We start from the raw sequence: 19369 nt of genomic DNA, 5'->3' as shown, positions 1-19369 counted from the left end.
GACACCGTACCCTCCGAACCCACCAGCACCGGCTCGGTGGCCTCCTCATCAAAACCATTCACCGTCGACGGCGACACAGCCCACACCTTGCCCGACGCAGCATCCGTCACCGAAATCACCGACGAACCAAAACTCACATCCGCAGCACCCGGCAACCGCTTATCCCCGCCCAGACGCATGTTCGCCGGCGACACCTGATTCAACGTCGAACCAGACTCATCATCAACAAACACCTCCCCCGCATCCTGCAGGATGTCAAACGTCGTCGACGCCGGCGTCACCGCACCATCCAAAACACGCGACGGATAATTCAACCGCCCCACCGCATTCTTGGACTTCGACACCACCCACACGCCACCATCATTCAAATCCACCTCAGTGGTCTTAAACCCCGGATACAACACAGCACCCGTCACCACCACAGCAACAACCGCACCAAACGCAGTACCGCTGACCAGCCGCCGCGGACGGAAGCGCCCTTCAGAGATGCCCGGCCCTTTTGAGCGCGCAGGTCTGCGAAGTTTCACGATGTTGTTTCCCCCAGTAAGGCAGCGGCAGAGCCGGTTTCCGGCATGCGGTGGCCGGGTGTTCTCCGACTATATCGGAATTCACCATCAAATGGATAAAGTCAGTGCGGGCGGTTTAGTGCCTGCCGCTCAGTCCAGGACAAGCCCCTTGCCCAGGCCGCGGGTGAGGCGCACAGGCCGGATCTCGCCGAAGCCGCGGACATTCTCGGGCGGCTGGGGTATCAGCACAAAACGTTCATCGTGCTCCAGTGCCGACGCCGTCATAGAGTCCACCAGCACGGTTCCCGGATCCGCGAGCGACGTCAGCCGCGCGGCTAGGTTAACCGTAGGCCCGTAAATGTCGCCGAGCCGGGACAGGATCCTGCCCCACACCATGGCCACCCGGGCTTCGGGCAGAATCTCGTCCTCGGTGAAGGCCTGGGCCAGTGCCAGGGAAATTTCCGCTCCGGCAGCGGGTGTCTCGGCGATATAGAGGACTTCGTCGCCAACCGTCTTAACCAGCCGCCCGCCGCCCACGGAGATGATCTCGGCGCACTTGTTCTCGAAGCGCTGCACCAGGCGGGCCAGGGTTTTTTCGTTCATCCGCCGGGACAGGCTGGTGTAGGAGACCAGGTCCGCGAAGCCGACGGCGCGTGCCAGGGGCAGCGGGGCGTCATCCTCGTCGCCGTCGCGGCCTTCTTCGCTTGCCTGCAGACCGGCCTCGGCGCGGACTGCCAGCCGCTGGATGCCGGCGTTGAGCTGGCGCCGCCAGGAGTAGACCAGGACTTCTTCCAGTGCGTCCACCAGCGCGGGGAGTTCGTTGACCAGGCGCTTGCGGGCCACGGCGTCGCTGACGCCCTGCTCGTGCACCATGTCCTCCACCAGGGCCTCGATCTGCCAGACGACCATACGGTCGGTCATCTGGCCGATGGCGCGGGTGACGGAGATGGCCGCTTCCTCGGTTAGCTTGCCGGAACGGACCAGGTCCACCACGGTGGAAAGGGCTGCCTGGTCGCGTTCGGTGAAGGCAACATCCTCGTCCCCGAAGTTGGGGAAGCCCAGGGCGCGCCACAGTTTGCGTGCAGAGAGCAGGGACAGGCCTGCGCCGGCAGCGACTTCACGGCGGCGGAGCTTGCGTTCCCCGCCCAGGAGCCGGGCCTCGAGGGCTTTCATGGCGAGCCGCTCAGCGGACATGGCGCCGGTGGGAGGATGGGCGTCGCCCTCCGGAGCGGCCGCGACGGGCGCGACGCGTTCCTGCTGGTCCTCATCGGTCATCCCGTCCACCTTCTCTCATTTCCCACGGCAAAGCTTCGGCGGGGTCATCCGTTGACCCGCCCGGCTGGACATCCTGCCCGTCCGGCAGGTCTTCAATGGCGTCCAGGATGAAGTCCCGAAATCGAGCCACCTCCGGCACGTCCGGGAATGTCACCGCCGACTGATATCCGGTTTCCAAGGATATATTCCCGGAGCGGAAGAGGCGTTGCAGGACCGATTCATGGACAGTGAGGTTGCGGATCGAGGCCAGGTTCACCTGCTGGTCGCGCCGCTTCCATACCCCGGACCTGGCCACGAGCCTGCTGCTGGTAAGGGTGTACCGGGTACTGTGCCAGCGCAACAGCCGGGGCAGGCAGAAACCCAGCCATACAGCGGCGGCGGCAAGGATACAGCCGCCTACCAGCCATGGAGTCCAGCGGCCGGAGAGCGCGGGCACGGCCCGCGCGGCCCCGCCGCGGATGAGCCAGGCCGAACAATAGGCGGCAACGGCAGGCGCAAGAATAAATGCAGCCGCGGCGCCGGCAAGCTGCCGCGGTTGCGGGCGGGTGGTCACAATGACCTGCTCGCCCGGCTGGAGGTCTTTACGCATAACCGCCTTGGCCGGACGCGTCCGGGGAACTCCACGGCCGCAGATGCACCACGTCGCCGGCGGTGACCACATGTTCGCGGGAGTCGCGGTCCACCACCAGCAGGGATCCGTATTCGTCAAGCCGCGACGCGTGGCCGATGATCTCGTGGTCGCCCGGGAGCTGCGCCCGGACCTGTTTGCCCAGGGTGACCATGACCGCCTCAACCCGCTTGTGCAGGGACGGGCCGCCCGCCATCCCTGCACCCGGATCGCCGTCGGCATTGCAGAAGCTTCGGTAGAGCACTGAAAAGTTTGACAGATAGCTTTTCAGGAGCACTGTCCGGTCCGCCGTTTTGGCACCCTCGAGGACCACCGAGGTGGCGGTGGGAACGGGCAGTTCACTGGCGGTAAGTGTGACGTTGAGTCCGGTGCCCAGGACGACCGGCGGCACCGAGCCGTCCACCATGGGCCCCAGCTGGGCCAGGATGCCGGCGATCTTCTTCCCCCGGACCAGGACATCGTTGGGCCATTTGAGTTCCGCGGGGATGCCGGCGGTTTCGAGGAGGGTTTCGCGCAGCGCCAGCGCTGCGATCAGGGACAACCAGGAGTAGCTTTGCGTGGGCAGCGGCCGGCCTTCGGCGTTGGCCGGCCGCAGCACAACGGACACCGAGATGGAGCTCAGCGGAGGGGCTTCCCAGTGCCTGTCCAGCCGTCCCCGCGCAGCTGTCTGGTACTCGGCGGTGAGCACGGACAGGTCCGGCCAGGCCGCGGGCTCCACGCTGACTGATCGGAGGAGGTCGGCATTGGTGGATCCGGTGGAGTCCACCACGTCAAGCCGCGGGATGCCGGTGGCGGACAGGAAACGCTCGTCCGCCAGGTCCCTCCGGCTCAGGGGCGTACCGGGGGTGTGTGCGTCATCCATAGCTAAATCCTACAGAGCCAAGCCGTGCCGGTCCGTGCCCGCTCCCGCCCTTACAGGAAGATGTCCGCTACAAGCCGGTCCTCCGGCGCCCCCAGGCTGTAGGGGCTGAAGTCCGCTACCCCCGCCGCTGCCAGGACTTCTTCGTCCGTGTAGAAATTGCCGCTGGCCGAACCGCCAGCCGCAAGGTTGGCGCCGGTCAGGACGGCGTGGGCGGCATCAGCCATGATCTGCGGCCCGCGTGCCGCCTGCACCATCTGCTCGCCGTGGGGCATGTTCCGGATTGCTGCGGTGTCGATCAGGGTGCAGGGCCACAGCGAGTTGACCCTGATCCCGTCCGCCTTCAGCTCTTCGGCAAGCCCCAGCGTGGTCAGGCTCATTCCGTACTTGGCCATGGTGTAGGCCAGGTGCCTGCCGGCCCAGTGCGGGTCCAGGTTCAGCGGCGGCGAGAGGGTCAGGATCTGCCCGGACGGGGAGGCGCGCAGGGCGGGCAGTGCCAGCTTGGACAGCAGGAACGTCCCCCGAACGTTGATGTCCTGCATCAGGTCGTACTTTTTCATGTCCACCGCGTCGGTACGGGACAGATCGATGGCGGAGGCGTTGTTGATGACGACGTCGATGCCGCCAAAGCGGTCCACGGCAGCTGCGACGGCGCGAGCCACGTCGTCGTCGTTCCGTACGTCGCCCACCAGGGGAAGCGCCTGGCCGCCGGCGGCCACCAGCTGCTCTGCGGCCGTGTACACGGTGCCGGCAAGTTTGGGGTGCGGCTCGCCGGTCTTGGCCATCAGCACGATGTTGGCGCCGTCCTGCGCGGCCCGCACCGCGATGGAGAGCCCGATTCCGCGGCTTCCGCCCGAGATCAAAAGGGTGTGCCCCCGCAGGGAACCCGTGGCCTGGTAGGGACTTGCCGGAGAGTCCGAAGCGTCGTTGCTCAAAGTCATGGAGCCACTCTAACCCAAGTATGTTACCGGTGAGTAACTTATTGCAGCGTGCTGCGGCACGGCAGAAAATTGTAGGTTTTCTACAGCAGCCGGCGCCAGAAGCGTCACTAGACTAGCCAGCAGGGTTCGTTTTTTGTGTGGATGCTACTTAACTCCCGCAACAGACCAGCCAGCAACAAAAGCGCCACTGGACCAATCTGCTACAGAGCCGGAGATATTTGATGAGCCACGATCTGACAACGACAGCGGGAAAGATCGCCGATTTCCGCGACCGCCAGGCCCGTGCCGAACAGCCCTCCGGCCCCGAAGCGATTGAAAAGCAGCACGCCCGCGGCAAGAACACTGCACGCGAACGCATCAGCCTCCTGCTCGACGAAGACTCCTTTGTTGAGTTCGACGCCCTGGCGGTCCACCGCTCCACCGCATTCGGCATGGAGAAGAAGAAGCCGCTGGGCGACGGCCTCGTTTCCGGTTACGGCACCGTGGACGGCCGCCCGGTGGCGGTCTACAGCCAGGACTTCTCCGTCTACGGCGGCTCCTTGAGCCAGGTCAACGGCGAGAAGATCGTCAAGGTCCAGGAGTTTGCGCTCCGCAACGGCTGCCCCGTGGTGGGCATCCTGGACGGCGGCGGGGCACGCATCCAGGAGGGTGTCGCATCACTGGCCATGTTCGCCGACATTTTCCGCAACAACGTCCACGCCTCCGGTGTGGTCCCGCAGATTTCCCTGATCATGGGCCCCTCCGCCGGCGGTGCCGCCTACTCCCCCGCCCTCACCGACTACGTGGTGATGGTGGACAAGACCTCGCACATGTTCATCACCGGCCCGGACGTCATCAAAACGGTCACGGGCGAGGACGTGGACATGGAGACCCTCGGCGGCGCCCGCCAGCACAACGCCACCACCGGAACGTCCGCCTACCTGGCGGCGGACGAAGCCGATGCCATTGAGTTCGTCCGCGAGCTGCTGGACTTCCTGCCGTCGAACAACCTGTCAGAGGCACCTGTCCTGGAGCACCAGCAGGAGCTGGAGATCGACGACGACGATCTCGCCCTGGACACGCTCATCCCCGATTCGGCCAACCAGCCCTATGACATGCGCAGCGTGGTTGAGCAAATCGTGGACGACGGCCACTTTCTGGAAATGCAGGCCCTGTACGCCCCCAACGTGATGATCGGCTACGGCCGGGTGGAGGGCCACACTGTGGGCATCGTGGCCAACCAGCCCCTGCAGTTCGCCGGGACGCTGGATATCTCCGCCTCGGAGAAGGCTGCCCGCTTTGTCCGCCACTGCGATGCCTTCAACATCCCCATCATCACCCTGGTGGACGTTCCCGGCTTCCTGCCCGGCAAGGACCAGGAGTTCCAGGGCATCATCCGCCGCGGCGCCAAACTCCTGTATGCCTACGCCGAAGCTACCGTCCCCAAGCTCACCGTGATCACCCGCAAGGCCTACGGCGGCGCCTACATCGTGATGGGTTCCAAGAAACTGGGCGCTGACCTGAACCTCGCCTGGCCCACCGCGCAGATCGGCGTGATGGGTGCCCAGGGCGCCGTCAATATCCTCTACCGCCGCGACCTGGCCGCAGTGGCCGAGGCCGGCGGAGACGTCGAGGCCCGCCGCGCCGAGGTCATCCGCCAGTACGAGGAAGAGCTGCTGAACCCGTACCAGGCAGCCGAGCTTGGCTATGTCGATGCGGTCATTGCCCCCTCCGAAACCCGGACCCAGATCATCAAGGGCCTGCGCGCGCTCCGCGACAAACGCGCCAGCCTGCCCACCAAGAAGCACGGGAACATCCCGCTGTGATCCCCACCGGCTCCCACCCTTCGCACGGCCCCACCGGCTCCCAGCCTTCGCAAGCTCAAGCCGGGGCCCTCGCCGGCGTGGGCCCTTCAGGCGATGTTGAGCCTGTCGAAACCCACGCGCCCGCTGCACCGCTGCTGTCCGTAGTGAAGGGCCAGCCGACGGCCGAGGAACTGGCGGCACTGACCGCCGTCGTCCTTTCCCTGGGCGGCGGCGAACCGGAGCCTGAAAACAAGCCATCCGTCCGGCACTGGGTGCGCCGGCAGCAGCTTCGGCTCGCCCCCACGCCCGGCCCTGGGGCATGGAAGCGAAGCCGCGGCTGAAATTTCTCCGGCCCCCAGCCTCCTTCCAGAAGTCTGGGGGCACGGTTAGTGTCGTGGGGTGACTACAGACACCGCGCCTGCCGCCCGCCCGAAAACCCGCATCGATGCCGTCGCAGACAAGTACACGGACACGCTGATCAGGCTTAATCCGTCGTTCGCCACCACCCTTGGCGTGCCCGGACACGAGACCGAATACCAGGACTTCTCCCCCGCCGGTATCGCGGAATTCGCCGAGGCTGCCCGCCACACCCTGGAAGAACTTGAGGAGCTGGAGCCCGAGGACGATGTGGACGCCGTCACCCTCGACGCCATGCGGGAGCGGCTGGGCCTGCAGCTGCTGATCCATGCCTCCGGCTGGGAGTACGCAGACCTGAACAACATCGCCTCCCCGGCCCAGGACATCCGCGCCATCTTCGACCTGATGCCCAATGAAACGGAACAGCACTGGCAGCACATTGCCGGCCGGGCACTCAATGTTCCAGCAGCCATCGCCGGCTACACAGAATCGCTCCGGTTGGCCCGGGATGCCGGCCGCGTGGCCGCCGCGCGCCAGGTGAAGATCGTTATCGAGCAGGTCACCAAATATGCGGCGGAGGACGGCTTCTTCGCCAAGCTTGCAGCGGAAGCGTCCACCGCCGTCGGCCCCCTGCCTGCCCGCCTTAGGGAAGAGCTCGACGCCGGTGCTGCCGCCGCCCGCAGCGCCTACGCCGGGCTGGCGGATTTCCTCCGCCGGGAACTTCTGCCCGCCGCGCCCGAAAAGGACGCCGTGGGAAGGTCCCGCTACGCCCTGGCCTCACGCTCCTTCCTGGGCGCCACCGTGGACCTGGAGGAAACCTACGCCTGGGGCGTAAAAGAGCTGGACCGCCTGATCACCGAGCAGGAACAGGTGGCCCACACCATCAAAGCCGGCGCCACCATCGACGAGGCCAAGGAAATCCTCAACAATGATCCCGCACGCCAGCTAAAGGGCAAGGAGGCCCTGCGGGAGTGGATGCAGGAACTCTCGGACAAGGCCGTGGCAGAGCTCGCAGGGGTCCACTTCGACATCCCGGACGTGATGAAAAAACTGGAGTGCCTCATCGCCCCCACCGACGAGGGCGGCATTTACTACACCGGTCCGTCGGACGACTTCAGCCGCCCCGGACGCATGTGGTGGTCCGTCCCCGCCGGTGAGGACACCTTCACTACCTGGGCCGAAACCACCACCGTTTTCCATGAAGGGGTCCCAGGCCACCACCTCCAGGTGGCCACTGCAACCTATCGCCGCGAACTGCTGAACAAGTGGCGGCGGAACGTGTGCTGGACCTCCGGCCATGGCGAAGGCTGGGCACTCTACGCCGAGAAACTGATGCAGGAACTGGGCTACCTCAATGATCCCGGTGACCACATGGGCATGCTGGACATGCAGCGGATGAGGGCCGCCCGCGTGGTGTTCGACATCGGCGTCCACCTTGAACTGCCGGTCCCCGAACGGTGGGGCTCCGGCACCTGGACGCCCGAGAAAGGGTATGACTTCCTGAAACAGAACCTGCCCATCAGCGAAGGCCAACTCAACTTCGAGTTCACCCGCTATCTCGGCTGGCCGGGACAGGCCCCCTCCTACAAAGTGGGCCAGCGCCTCTGGGAACAGATCCGCGCCGAACTCGAAGCCCGCCCAGGGTTCGACCTCAAGGAGTTCCACACAAGGGCGTTGAACATCGGCTCGGTAGGACTGGACACCCTAAGGCGCGCACTGCTTTCCTGACTCCATCCGGTGGTCACCCCGGCACCAAGGGCACCCTCCTCGGCGCGCTGCTCGTTCCTCGCTTTGACGCGCGCTGCCGGAGGGGCCCCTTGCTGCCTCCTTCGGCGAGATGTTAAGCACACCCCGCCCGGGAATAAGTAACATAACGCCGCGAAACCCTTGATTTCATGCGGATCGGTGTCATCGCGCGGAATCTTCGGCGCGTAATATTTCTCAATGTTCGTTCGTCGTGATATGGAATGTCGCCCTAACGTATTCGGGTGAGCACTCAAACCCGCCCCTCAGAATCCGCCAAGACCGGCTTCCAGTTCCCCAAGTGGGCTGGCTCGTTCGGTTTCCAGATCATTGCCGCCCTGATCGTCGGCCTTGGCCTCGGCCTGCTGGCCAAGTACACCGGCAGCACCAAAGCCAGCCCCAACGGCCTCGGCGCCACCCTGCAGACCATCGGCTCCAGCTATGTGTCGCTGCTGCAGACCGCCGTGGTGCCCCTCATTTTCACTGCCGTCGTCAGCTCCATCTCCAACCTCCGCCAGGTGTCCAATGCGGCCAAGCTCGCCTGGAACACCCTGCTGTGGTTCGCCATCACTTCCCTGATCGCCGTGCTGATAGGCATCGGACTGGGCGTCCTGCTGCAGCCCGGCGCCAACACCGGCATCACCGAGGAAGCCAAGTACTCGGGTAAGTCCGGTGACTGGTGGTCCTTCCTCATCGGCCTGTTCCCCAAGAACTTCCTTGGCCTGGGCGCCAGCTCCACCGTTGCCGAATCAGGCGCCGTCACCACCTCCGTGAGCTTCAACGTGCTCCAGATCCTGGTGATCGCCATCGCCGTCGGTGTTGCCGCCCTCAAGGTGGGCAAGGCTGCCGAGCCGTTCCTGAACCTGAACGCCTCCGCACTGGCCGTCATCCAGAAGGTCCTCTGGTGGATCATCCGCATCGCACCGCTGGGCACCGTCGGCCTCATCGGCAACGCCGTCGCAGTCTACGGCTGGGACACCATCGGCTCCCTGGGCAAGTTCACCTTCGCCATCTACGTGGGCCTGGCCCTGGTCATCTTCGCGGTCTACCCCATCCTGGTCCGCAGCCACGGCCTGTCCGTCAAGCAGTACTTCTCCGGCGTCTGGCCCGCCGTCCAGCTGGCCTTCGTCTCCCGGTCCTCGGTGGGCACCCTGCCGCTGACCCAGCGTGTCACCGAACGCAGCCTGGGTGTCCCCCGCGCTTACGCCTCCTTCGCCGTGCCGCTGGGCGCCACCACCAAGATGGACGGCTGCGCCGCCATCTACCCGGCGATCTCGGCGATCTTCGTGGCCCAGTTCTTCGGCATCCAGCTGGACTTCAGCCAGTACCTGCTGATCGCACTGGTGTCCGTCCTGGGCTCCGCGGCAACCGCCGGAACCACCGGCGCTGTGGTGATGCTGACGTTGACGCTCTCCACGCTGGGACTGCCGCTGGCCGGCGTCGGCCTCCTGCTGGCCATCGATCCCATCCTGGACATGGGCCGCACCGCGGTGAACGTCGCCGGCCAGGCGCTGGTGCCCACCATCGTGGCCAAGCGCCAGGGCATCCTGGACGAGCAGCTGTACAACGCACCCCGCAACGGCACGCCGTTTGTCGACGACTCTGTTGACAACGCCGCCCCGTCCGACGGAACCTCCACCGACACCACGTCGCGTGAACTGGCGGACGCAAAGGCCTAAAGGGACCTGTGCTCACCCCTGGCGGTAACAACTGCCAGTACGAAGAGGTCCCCGGGAAATTTCCCGGGGACCTCTTCTGCGTTTAACAGCCGGGTCAATGGCCGCCGATGACCCCGTTCTGCACGGCCTTGGTGACCGCATCGGCTTCCGCCTGCGTCAGCTTTCCGTCAGTCACGGCCTGGTCGAGCCGCGTCTTCAAGGCAGCGGCCTTTTCTGCCTGCTTCTCGGTACGGAGCTCCTCCAAGGCGGCGGTGACCTTGGACTCCTCTATCCCGAGGGACCCGGCCAGGGATTTGGCCAGGGCGGCATCCCGGGTGGCCTGGTCCGGCTTTGCGCCGTCAGCCGGCGGGGTTGTGGGCTTGTTGGCCTCGCTGAACGCTTGCAGGGCCTCCGTCACCTTCGCCTCCTCCACGCCGAGCTTCTCCGCGAGCGCTGACGCCTGGGCGATGCCCCGCTCACCGCCGCGGCCGCCGTGCCTGCCCATTCCGCCGGGGGCCGTGCTGGTGCTTCCGTCTGCTGAAGCGCTGGAACTTGCGCTGGGAGCGGGGGTTGGTGTGGTGGTGGCGGAGGCCATGCCGGCAACGCCGATCCCGGCACCCAGGGCCAGTGCCGTGGCTGACAGGCCAAGGGTCATTTTCTTTGTGCGTGACATTCTGTTGTCTCCTGGATCTGCCGTCGGTGACGGCTGCTGATGGTTCATCCCTCCCGGGACATTCCAAGCATCGCGAGAGCAGTTCTGGAACAGCTGTTGGAAACCTTTCATCTTCCTGTGAATGCTGGCGGCGCTAAACTTGCCCAGCGTGCAAACTTGCACGTAGTGTAACCGCTATGGGCACTCCCACCGACACCCCGGCAGAAGCAACAACCCCGTCCCGGCGCGAGCTGAACAAGGCCGCCACCCGCCAGGCCATCACGGACGCCGCTTTGTCACTGCTGCGCAGCCGCGGGCCCGGAAACTTCACGGTGGAGGACATCGCGGATGCTGCAGGCATCTCCCGGCGGACCTTCTTCAACTATTTCGGCAGCACCGATGCTGCCCTTGCTGCGGTCACCCACGGGTTTCTGGACAACGCCATCCAGCAGTTCCGGCTCCGGCCTGCGGACGAACCGATCCTGCACTCGGCACAGGCCGCGCTGATGGCCCTCGCGGACCCTATGACCGTGGCACCGCTCGCCGAACTGTTTACGCTCACCCAGCAGAGCGCGCTGATGTCGCACTCGGAGCTGCAGGCCTGGGAGCACTGCACCGAACAGATCATCGCCGTCGCCCGGGAACGGGTGGCGGGCGGCGCCGACGGTGTGGACGAGCTCTACGTCCGTGCACTGGCCGGTGCGGTGATCTCCTGTGGCAAGGCTGCCCTGGAGGTCTGGTTCACGCGCCGCGGTGCCGACCTTTCCGCCGCTTCCCTCGCCGAGCTGCGGCAGCTGCTCATCGACTCTATGGCGCTGCTGGGCTCCGGTTTCACCGCAGGCACCACCAGCCCTGCCCACCGTTCCGCTACTTCCGCATCCGTTTCCTCCTGATCAGATCGGTTTCCTGTTATGGCACTGTTCCTTTACCGCCTGGGCAAGTTCTCCTACCGCCGGCGCTGGCTGGTCATCTCGCTCTGGCTGGCGGTCCTGCTGGCTGTCGGCGGTTCAGCTGCCGCCTTCCACGGCACGCTGTCCAACAACTTCCAGATTCCCGGCACCGAAACCCAACGCATTGCGGACAAGCTGAAGGAAGAACTCCCATCAGCCTCCGGAGGCACGGCAACCATCGTTTTTGAAGCGCCCGACGGCGGTTTCACCGCCGAGAGCCGCGCCGCCGTCACGGACGCGCTGAAGAAGCTTGAATCAGTGTCCAGCGTCCGTGGCACCGTGGATCCGTTTGCCACCCAGGCACAGGTGGACCAGGCGGGGCAGGCCATTACCGACGGTGAGCAGCAACTGGCCGCGGGCCGGGCACAGCTGGACGCCTCCCGCGCACAGCTGGAGGCAGGGGCGGCACAGCTGGCGGCAGCAGAGCAGCAGCTGGCAGCAGCCGGTGCCCCCGCGGCACTCATTGAGGCACAGCTGGGCCAGCAGAAGGCGGCCCTGGCAGACGGACAGGCAAAGCTCGACGCCGGAACCCGGGAACTGGAAGCCGGCAAGGCCAGGCTGGAGCTGGGCAAGCGCCAGGCAGAAGCGTCCTCGGCCATCCGCTTTGTTTCCGAAGACGGACGCGCCGCCGTGGCGCAGGTGCAGTTCAACACCTCCATCAACGGCCTGAGCCCGGAAGTCCGCCAGCAGGTGCAGGACATCGCCCACGAGACGTCGGCGGCCGGCGTCAGCGCCTATGCCAGCAAGGAGATCACCGAGGACATCTCCGAGCTCTTCGGCGCCGCCGAGATCATCGGCATTGCCGTGGCAGCCCTGGTGCTGATCATCATGCTGGGCACGCTGATTGCCGCCGGGCTGCCGCTGCTGATGGCGATCATGGGTGTTGGCGTCGGCGTCGGAATTACGTTCGCGCTCTCCGGGCTGTTCGACATGAGCTCCATCTCCCCCATGCTGGCGCTTATGCTGGGCCTCGCCGTCGGGATCGACTACTCCCTGTTCATCGTCAACCGGCACCGCACACAACTGCTTGCCGGCATGGCCCAGGAGGAATCGGTGGCCCGCGCCACCGGCACCTCCGGCAACGCCGTGGTCTTCGCCGGCCTCACGGTCATCATCGCCCTCGCCGCCCTGGTGGTGCCGGGCCTGCCCTTCCTCGCCGTGATGGGCCTGGCCGCGGCCGGGACCGTGGCGGTGGCTGTGCTGGTGGCCATCACCCTGACCCCGGCCATGCTGTCCCTGATCGGCCGCCGCATCATCTCAAAGCGCGCCTGGGCCAAGGCAGAAGCACACAACGCCGAACCCGGCCACGAGGCAGCCGATGAAGCCCAGGACCGCGAGCGCAGCACCCGCGGCTGGGGCGGGCTGGTCACCCGCCACCCGGTGCTGGCACTCCTGGCCGGTGTAGTCCTGCTGGGCACGCTCGCGCTCCCTGCCACCCAACTGCAGCTGGCACTGCCCGACGGCGGCTCCGAACCGGTGGAGTCAGAGGCCTACCAGGCGTACGACCTGACCGCGCGGAGCTTCGGCGAAGGCGTCACCGGCCCGATTGTTGCCGTAGGCGAGTTCCCGGCGAACCTGGACGAAGCCGAGGCGCAGGCCCTGCAGTACGACGTCGCGGACAAGCTCCGCGCCGTGGACAACGTGGTGGCCGCCGTGCCCGTCGCCCTCAGCGAGGACCGGCGCACCGCGGTCTTCCAAGTCATCCCCAAGGAAGGCCCCGCCAGCGCCAGCACAGTCCAGGTGGTTTCCGAACTGCGCGGCCTGAACGAGGACATCCAGTCCGAATACGGCGTGGCCATGGGCCTCACGGGGCAGACGGCCGGCAACGTGGACGTCTCCACGAAGCTCGGCGACGCCCTGCCGCCCTACCTGGCTATCGTCGTCGGCCTTTCCCTGGTCCTGCTCCTGCTGGTCTTCCGCTCCATCGTGGTGCCGCTGCTCGCCACCGGCGGCTTCCTGCTTTCCCTCGCCGCGGCGTTCGGCGCCGTGGTGGCCGTGTACCAGTGGGGCTGGCTGGGCGGCGTGTTCGACGTCGCCAACCCCGGCGCGGTCCTGAGCTTCCTGCCGATCATCCTCATCGGCGTGCTGTTCGGCCTGGCCATGGACTACCAGGTGTTCATCGCCTCCGGCATGCGCGAGGCGTACATGCACGGCTCCACCGCGAAACAGGCGGTCAGGGTGGGCTTCCGCCACGCGGCCGCCGTGGTGACGGCCGCCGCGATCATTATGGTCAGCGTCTTCGCCGGCTTCATCTTCAGCCACCTCACCATGGTGCGGCCGCTGGGCTTCGCGATGGCGTTCGGTGTGCTGCTTGACGCCTTTGTAGTCCGCATGACCATCGTTCCGGCCGTCATGTACCTGCTGGGTGAGAGGTCCTGGTGGCTGCCGCGCTGGCTGGACCGGATCCTGCCGGACGTCGATGTGGAAGGCGCCCAGCTGAACCGGCCTGCCGCCAAGGCATCCGAAGAACTGGTCCACTAGGCTGAATCCGTGGTCCGCCTGATTCTTGCCTCCCAGTCCCCCGCCCGCACCAAGCTCCTCACCGAGGCCGGCATCCGGCATACGGTGCTGGTTTCGGACGTTGACGAGGACGCCGTCCAGGCCCGGTACGGCGTCACCGATCCGCATGACACCGCCCTGCTGCTGGCACGCGCCAAAGCCGAGGCTGTCGCGGCCCTGCCCGAAGCAGAGGGTGCGCTGGTGCTTGGCTGCGACTCCGTTTTCGAGTTCGACGGCGAGGCGCACGGCAAACCGTACACCGCCGACGTCGCCCGCGAACGCATGCTCCGGATGAGCGGCAACACCGGGGTGCTGCACACCGGGCACTGGCTGGTGGACTGCCGCGATACCGAGCCGGACGGCGGTGACGCGCCGGGCACGGGTGCCACCCTGGGGACAGTGGCCTCGGCAGAGGTCTCCTTCCTCCAGATGGACGCGGCAGAGATCGACGCGTACATCGCCACGGGTGAGCCTCTGCACTGCGCCGGCTCCTTCACCATCGACGGACTGGGCGGCGCCTTCATCCGGAAGGTCGACGGCGATCCGCACACGGTCGTGGGACTTTCGGTGTCCACGCTGCGCAGCCTGCTCGCCCAGGCCCAGGTCCGGATCACCGAACTCTGGCCGGCGTCCTAAAGGCTCCGATTTCGGCTGTTCTTGTAGCTTCCCTACAAAGCCTTGGCGCTTTACACGCGGAATCCGCAAGTAATATCGGCGGAACCCTCAAAACCGCGCTAGGCTCCCTGAAGGAAAGAAGGAGACGCCTTGTCAGCAAATTTGGAGCAGTCCGCACATCCCACGCAGTCGACCCTCACAAAGGTGCTGATCGCGAACCGCGGCGAAATCGCGGTGCGCATCATCCGCGCCGCCCGTGATGAAGGGATCGCCTCGGTTGCCGTTTATGCCGACGCGGACCGGGATGCCCTGCACGTCCGCCTTGCTGACGAGGCCTACGCGCTGGGCGGGAACACCGCCGCGGAGTCCTACCTGGTGATGGACAAGATCATCGACGCCGCCCGCCAGTCCGGAGCCGACGCAATCCACCCCGGTTACGGCTTCCTGGCCGAGAACGCCCAGTTCGCTGCCCGCGTGATTGAAGCCGGCATCACCTGGATCGGCCCCTCCCCCGAGGCTATCTCCGCCCTTGGCGACAAGGTGCAGGCCCGGCACATCGCGGAAAAAGTCGGCGCACCCCTCGTCCCCGGCACTGCCGATCCCGTGGAATCCGCCGAGGAAATCCTCGACTTCGTGGACCAGCACGGGCTGCCCGTGGCCATCAAGGCCGCTTTCGGTGGTGGCGGCCGCGGCATCAAGGTGGCGCGCACCCGGGACGAGATCCCCGAACTGTACGAATCGGCCGTCCGTGAAGCCACCGCCGCCTTCGGCCGCGGCGAGTGCTTCATCGAACGGTTCCTGGATGCGCCCCGCCACGTGGAGACCCAGTGCCTGGCGGACGCGTACGGCAACGTGGTGGTGGTCTCCACCCGTGACTGCTCGCTGCAGCGCCGCAACCAGAAACTCGTGGAAGAAGCCCCCGCTCCCTTCCTCACCGAAGACCAGAACCGCCGGCTCTACGAATCCTCCAAGGCCATCCTCAAAGAGGCCGGCTACCTCGGCGCCGGCACCTGCGAATTCCTCGTAGGCCAGGACGGCACCATCTCCTTCCTCGAGGTCAATACCCGCCTGCAGGTGGAGCACTGTGTGTCCGAGGAAGTCACCGGCATCGACCTGGTGCGCGAACAGTTCCGGCTGGCACGCGGCGAGGAACTCGGCTACGACGATCCCGAAGTACGCGGGCACTCCTTCGAATTCCGGATCACCGGCGAAGACCCGGGCCGTAACTTCCTGCCCGCCCCCGGCACCCTCCGGGTCCTGAAAAACCCCACCGGCCCCGGCGTCCGCATCGATTCCGGCGTGGAACAAGGCGATGTCATCAGCGGCAATTTCGACTCCATGCTCTCCAAGCTCATCGTCACCGGAGCCAGCCGGCCGCAGGCCCTGCAGCGGGCCCGCCGCGCCCTCGAGGAGATGGTGGTGGAGGGCATCCCCACCGTGATCCCGTTCGACCTCGCAGTGGTCTCGGACCCCGCGTTCGCGCCAGCCGAGGGCCCGTTCCGGGTCCACACCCGCTGGATCGAGACCGAGTTCGTCAACAACCTCCCGGCTTGGACCCCCGACGGCGCAGGCACTGAGGCCCCGGCCGAAGACCGGCAGCGCGTGGTGGTTGAGGTGGGCGGCAAGCGGCTTGAAGTGGTCCTGCCGGCATCGCTCGGTTCCGTGGCTGTTGGCGCTGCCGGCGCCACGGCCAAGCCGGGCAAGTTGAAGAAACGCTCCCGTTCCGGCGGCACTGCTGCGGCCACGGGCAATGCCCTGACCTCTCCCATGCAGGGCACCATCGTCAAGGTTGCCGTTGCCAACGGTGACGTGGTGGCCGAAGGTGACCTTGTGGTGGTCCTGGAAGCAATGAAGATGGAGCAGCCGCTGACGGCGCACCGTTCCGGAACCATCACCGGCCTCACCGCAACCGCCGGTGAAACGGTGTCAGCAGGCGCCGTCATCGCCACCATCGAAGACTAGCGCCGGAGGTTCCCCGTGCTCGCACCCAGCTTTGAAGAAGAAGTGGACCGCTACCACCTTGCCGTCCCCGAAATCACCCGGGGCAACCCGGAACCGGTCAAGGAGCTGTACTCGCGGCTCGATGACGTGACCCTCGCCAACCCGTTCGGCGGCATTGCCCGCGGATGGGCGCAGGTGGAAGCCCGGCTGGACCAGGCGGCACGCCAGTTCCAGGACGGCGAGTTGCTGGGGTTTGACACTGTCAGCTCCTACACCGCCCGGGACACCGCCTTCCTGGTGGAAACGGAACATTTCCGTGCCCGCCTGGACGGCGCCGGCGCTGCGGAGGAATTCGCGCTGCGCGTGACCAGCGTCTTCCGGCGCGAGGAAGGGTACTGGAAGCTGGTGCACCGGCACGCAGACCCGGCTGCCCGTCCCCAGTCCCGCCGGTCGCTGAGCCAGCCCGCCAGCAGCTGACGGGGCTGTCCGGCTGTACCAACGGGACGATGAGCCGTGCCGGGAGGCTGACAGGCCAGTGCGAAAAAGGCACACTTAGCACATGTTGCCTTTCCTGCTCCTTGCATCACGTGCCGAGGACGCCGCAGCCGAGGACGAATATGCCGCCTACCTGAGGTACGGCGGCCTGGAGCCCTCGGGCCTGCGGCGCATCAGGCTGGAAGCCGCTCCCCTGCCCGAGCTGGACCTGTCCTCCTATTCGGGGGTAATAGTGGGCGGCAGCCCGTTCACCTCCAGCGACCCGCCGGAGCACAAGACGCCCACGCAGCACCGCGTGGAACGTGAGCTGGCCGGGCTCCTGGACGAGCTGGTGGCCCGCGACTTCCCCTTCCTGGGCGCCTGCTACGGGGTAGGAACGCTGGGGACACACCAGGGCGCCGTCATCGACAGGACCTACGGCGAGCCGCTGGGCGCGGCGGAAATCGAACTCACTGACGCCGGCCTGGAGGACCCCGTGCTCAGCGGGATGCCACGCAGGTTCACCGCCTTCACCGGCCACAAGGAAGCCTGCACCGTCCTGCCGCCGCAGGCCGTGCTCCTGGCGGGGTCGGCGGCCTGCCCGGTGCAGATGTTCCGCATCCGGCAGAACCTGTACGCCACCCAGTTCCACCCCGAGCTGGACGCCGAAGGCCTTTGCACCCGCATCGACATCTACCGCCATGCGGGCTACTTCCCGCCGGAGTCCGCAGAAGACCTGATGGAAAGCGCACGGCGGTTTACCGTCACCGAACCCATGAACATCCTCAAGAACTTCGTGGCCCGCTACGCACGCTAGCCGCGGCAGCCCGCCGTCGTGCGCTCCCGCCCGGTTACTCCCGCAGAAGCAGAAAGGCGCCCGGCACAATCCGCCACACTTACGGGGATTATGCCGGGCGCCTCTGCCGCCAACCGGGCTGGAAGGAACAGCCCGCGGACTCAGGCCACGTTGTTCTCGTAGTCCAGGTCCCGGGTTTCCTTGCTGACGAAAAGCGCAATGAGGGTCAGCACGGCCATGGCCGTCAGGTAAACACCCACCAGCACCGGGCTGCCGTCCGCGAGTTCCCACAGTGCCACAGCGATGAACGGGGCCACGGCAGCGCCGAGGATGCTCGAGAAGTTGTAGCTCACGGCAGACCCTGTGTAGCGGACGTTCGTGGGGAACAGCTCAGGCAGCAGCGCACCCATGGGACCGAACGTGAGGCCCATCAGCGAGAAACCGATGATAAGCAGGGCCATGGTGCCCACGAATCCGCCGCTGAACAGCGGGACGAACAACAGGCCGAAGACGAAGATCCCCGCCGTGACGGCGATGAGCATCTTGCGCCGGCCATACTTCTCGGCCAGCGGTCCGGAAACCAGTGTGAAGATGCCGAAGAAGACGACGCCGGCAATCAGCATCCACAGGAAGTCGTTGCGGGTGTAGCCCAGGCCGGGAACGAACGCCGCGGCTGCCGCCTCGGACATCGGCTTGCCGGCCTTCTCCGCCGCGGCCCTGGCGGCCTCGAGGCTCGAGGGACGGGTGCCGAACGTCAGGGTGAACGTGGTCATCAGGTAGAAGAGTACGTACGTGGCCAGCATGATGAACGTGCCCAGGATCAGCTGGCGCCAGCTGGTCTTGAAGACCCGGCCCAGGGGCAGCTTTGCCACCTCGTTGGACTCCAGCACCTTGGTGAAAGCGGGGGTCTCAATCAGCTTGAGCCGGACGTAGAGGCCAATGATCACCATGACTGCGCTGAGCAGGAACGGCACGCGCCAGCCCCAGGCCTGGAAGTCAGCCGGGCTCAGCGCGTAGCTGAACACCAGGAAGATAACGTTGGCGATGATGAAGCCGATGGGTGCGCCCAGCTGCGGGAAGGTGCCGTAGATGGCGCGCTTGTTGGCCGGTGCGTTTTCGGTGGCCAGCAGCGCGGCACCGCTCCACTCGCCACCGAGGGCGAGCCCCTGGGCGAAGCGCATCACCACGAGCAGGGCAGGAGCCAGGAATTCCCAGCCCGGCACCAGCGCCGTGGGCAGGCAGCCGATCAGGAAGGTGGCGATGCCCATGGTCAGCAGGGAGGCCACCAGGGTGCCCTTGCGGCCGAACTTGTCGCCGAAGTGGCCGAAGATGATGGATCCCAGCGGGCGGGCCACAAAGGCCACACCGAAAACTGCAAACGAGCTCAGCAGCTGGGTTGTTTCGTTCTGGTTGGGGAAGAACAACTGCGGGAACACCAGCACGGCAGCGGTGGCATAAACGTAGAAGTCGTAGAACTCAACCGTGGTGCCGATCAGGCTGGCAACGATCACGCGCCCGCGTGAGTTCACCGGCCGCGGGGATCCGGGCACCGTGGAGGTATCGGTGGAAGACATAGGTAAACGCTTTCATGGAAACCTGGCGGACCACGCGTAGGGGTCCGGTTTGAAATAGTTAGAGTTCAATCTTAGTTCCCGCGGTCCAGTCAATGGACGAAAGGTCCACTATCCGGA

At 66.1% G+C, this 19369-nt stretch carries 17 protein-coding genes; 10 read left to right on the top strand and 7 right to left on the bottom strand.

Going from position 1 to position 19369, the window contains the following annotated elements; all coding sequences use genetic code 11:
• The 5 genes from AC3A4Z_RS09900 to AC3A4Z_RS09880 all read right to left on the bottom strand — a co-directional run.
• A partial coding sequence (locus AC3A4Z_RS09900) for a hypothetical protein (RefSeq protein WP_498711435.1) occupies window positions 1–458 on the bottom strand: 458 nt, incomplete at its 3' end.
• 198 nt (window positions 459–656) lie between these two features.
• A complete protein-coding gene (locus AC3A4Z_RS09895) occupies window positions 657–1781 on the bottom strand; it encodes an adenylate/guanylate cyclase domain-containing protein (RefSeq protein WP_498711425.1) in 1125 nt (374 codons plus the stop codon).
• Entirely contained in the window at window positions 1771–2370 is a 600-nt protein-coding gene (locus AC3A4Z_RS09890) for a PH domain-containing protein (protein ID WP_498711424.1), read from the bottom strand. Before AC3A4Z_RS09890 ends, AC3A4Z_RS09895 begins: the two co-directional genes overlap by 11 nt.
• On the bottom strand, window positions 2363–3271 hold the full coding sequence (locus AC3A4Z_RS09885) for a biotin--[acetyl-CoA-carboxylase] ligase (RefSeq protein WP_498711423.1): 909 nt from the start codon (window positions 3269–3271) through the stop codon (window positions 2363–2365). Before AC3A4Z_RS09885 ends, AC3A4Z_RS09890 begins: the two co-directional genes overlap by 8 nt.
• A 50-nt stretch (window positions 3272–3321) precedes the next feature.
• On the bottom strand, window positions 3322–4209 hold the full coding sequence (locus AC3A4Z_RS09880) for an SDR family oxidoreductase (protein ID WP_498711422.1): 888 nt from the start codon (window positions 4207–4209) through the stop codon (window positions 3322–3324).
• 221 nt (window positions 4210–4430) lie between these two features.
• Between AC3A4Z_RS09880 and AC3A4Z_RS09875 the strand changes: the two genes are divergently transcribed.
• From AC3A4Z_RS09875 to AC3A4Z_RS09860, 4 genes are all read left to right on the top strand, one after another.
• On the top strand, window positions 4431–6014 hold the full coding sequence (locus AC3A4Z_RS09875; protein WP_498711421.1) for an acyl-CoA carboxylase subunit beta: 1584 nt from the start codon (window positions 4431–4433) through the stop codon (window positions 6012–6014).
• Window positions 6015–6091: 77 nt separating this feature from the next.
• The gene (locus AC3A4Z_RS09870) at window positions 6092–6334 is read left to right on the top strand and encodes an acyl-CoA carboxylase subunit epsilon (protein ID WP_498711434.1); all 243 of its coding nucleotides are present in this window, start codon (window positions 6092–6094) and stop codon (window positions 6332–6334) included.
• Window positions 6335–6392: 58 nt separating this feature from the next.
• Window positions 6393–8078, top strand: coding sequence for a DUF885 domain-containing protein (locus tag AC3A4Z_RS09865; protein WP_498711419.1), 1686 nt, complete (start codon window positions 6393–6395; stop codon window positions 8076–8078).
• A gap of 260 nt (window positions 8079–8338) precedes the next feature.
• A complete protein-coding gene (locus AC3A4Z_RS09860; protein WP_493970432.1) occupies window positions 8339–9772 on the top strand; it encodes a cation:dicarboxylate symporter family transporter in 1434 nt (477 codons plus the stop codon).
• A gap of 94 nt (window positions 9773–9866) precedes the next feature.
• Here the strand turns inward: AC3A4Z_RS09860 and AC3A4Z_RS09855 are convergent, their stop codons facing one another.
• Window positions 9867–10424, bottom strand: coding sequence for a hypothetical protein (locus AC3A4Z_RS09855; RefSeq protein WP_498711418.1), 558 nt, complete (start codon window positions 10422–10424; stop codon window positions 9867–9869).
• A gap of 176 nt (window positions 10425–10600) precedes the next feature.
• Between AC3A4Z_RS09855 and AC3A4Z_RS09850 the strand changes: the two genes are divergently transcribed.
• The 6 genes from AC3A4Z_RS09850 (at window position 10601) to AC3A4Z_RS09825 (ending at window position 17699) form a co-directional block, all read left to right on the top strand.
• Window positions 10601–11296, top strand: coding sequence for a TetR/AcrR family transcriptional regulator (locus AC3A4Z_RS09850; RefSeq protein ID WP_498711417.1), 696 nt, complete (start codon window positions 10601–10603; stop codon window positions 11294–11296).
• A gap of 18 nt (window positions 11297–11314) precedes the next feature.
• Window positions 11315–13834, top strand: a complete 2520-nt coding sequence (locus tag AC3A4Z_RS09845; RefSeq protein WP_498711416.1) for an MMPL family transporter — start codon at window positions 11315–11317, stop codon at window positions 13832–13834.
• A gap of 9 nt (window positions 13835–13843) precedes the next feature.
• Window positions 13844–14488, top strand: a complete 645-nt coding sequence (locus AC3A4Z_RS09840) for a Maf family protein (RefSeq protein ID WP_498711415.1) — start codon at window positions 13844–13846, stop codon at window positions 14486–14488.
• Window positions 14489–14617: 129 nt separating this feature from the next.
• The gene (locus AC3A4Z_RS09835; RefSeq protein WP_498711414.1) at window positions 14618–16429 is read left to right on the top strand and encodes an acetyl/propionyl/methylcrotonyl-CoA carboxylase subunit alpha; all 1812 of its coding nucleotides are present in this window, start codon (window positions 14618–14620) and stop codon (window positions 16427–16429) included.
• A gap of 15 nt (window positions 16430–16444) precedes the next feature.
• Entirely contained in the window at window positions 16445–16885 is a 441-nt protein-coding gene (locus tag AC3A4Z_RS09830) for a YybH family protein (protein WP_498711413.1), read from the top strand.
• 82 nt (window positions 16886–16967) lie between these two features.
• The gene (locus tag AC3A4Z_RS09825; protein WP_498711412.1) at window positions 16968–17699 is read left to right on the top strand and encodes a glutamine amidotransferase; all 732 of its coding nucleotides are present in this window, start codon (window positions 16968–16970) and stop codon (window positions 17697–17699) included.
• 140 nt (window positions 17700–17839) lie between these two features.
• Here the strand turns inward: AC3A4Z_RS09825 and AC3A4Z_RS09820 are convergent, their stop codons facing one another.
• Complete coding sequence (locus AC3A4Z_RS09820; RefSeq protein ID WP_498711411.1) at window positions 17840–19252, bottom strand: MFS transporter; 1413 nt, start codon at window positions 19250–19252, stop codon at window positions 17840–17842.
• Window positions 19253–19369: the final 117 nt, after the last annotated feature.

It is taken from the genome of Arthrobacter sp. Soil_C_49, from assembly GCF_057656635.1.
The sequence above is the reverse complement of the archived record's forward strand: the minus strand, read 5'-3'. Positions and strand labels throughout refer to the sequence as shown.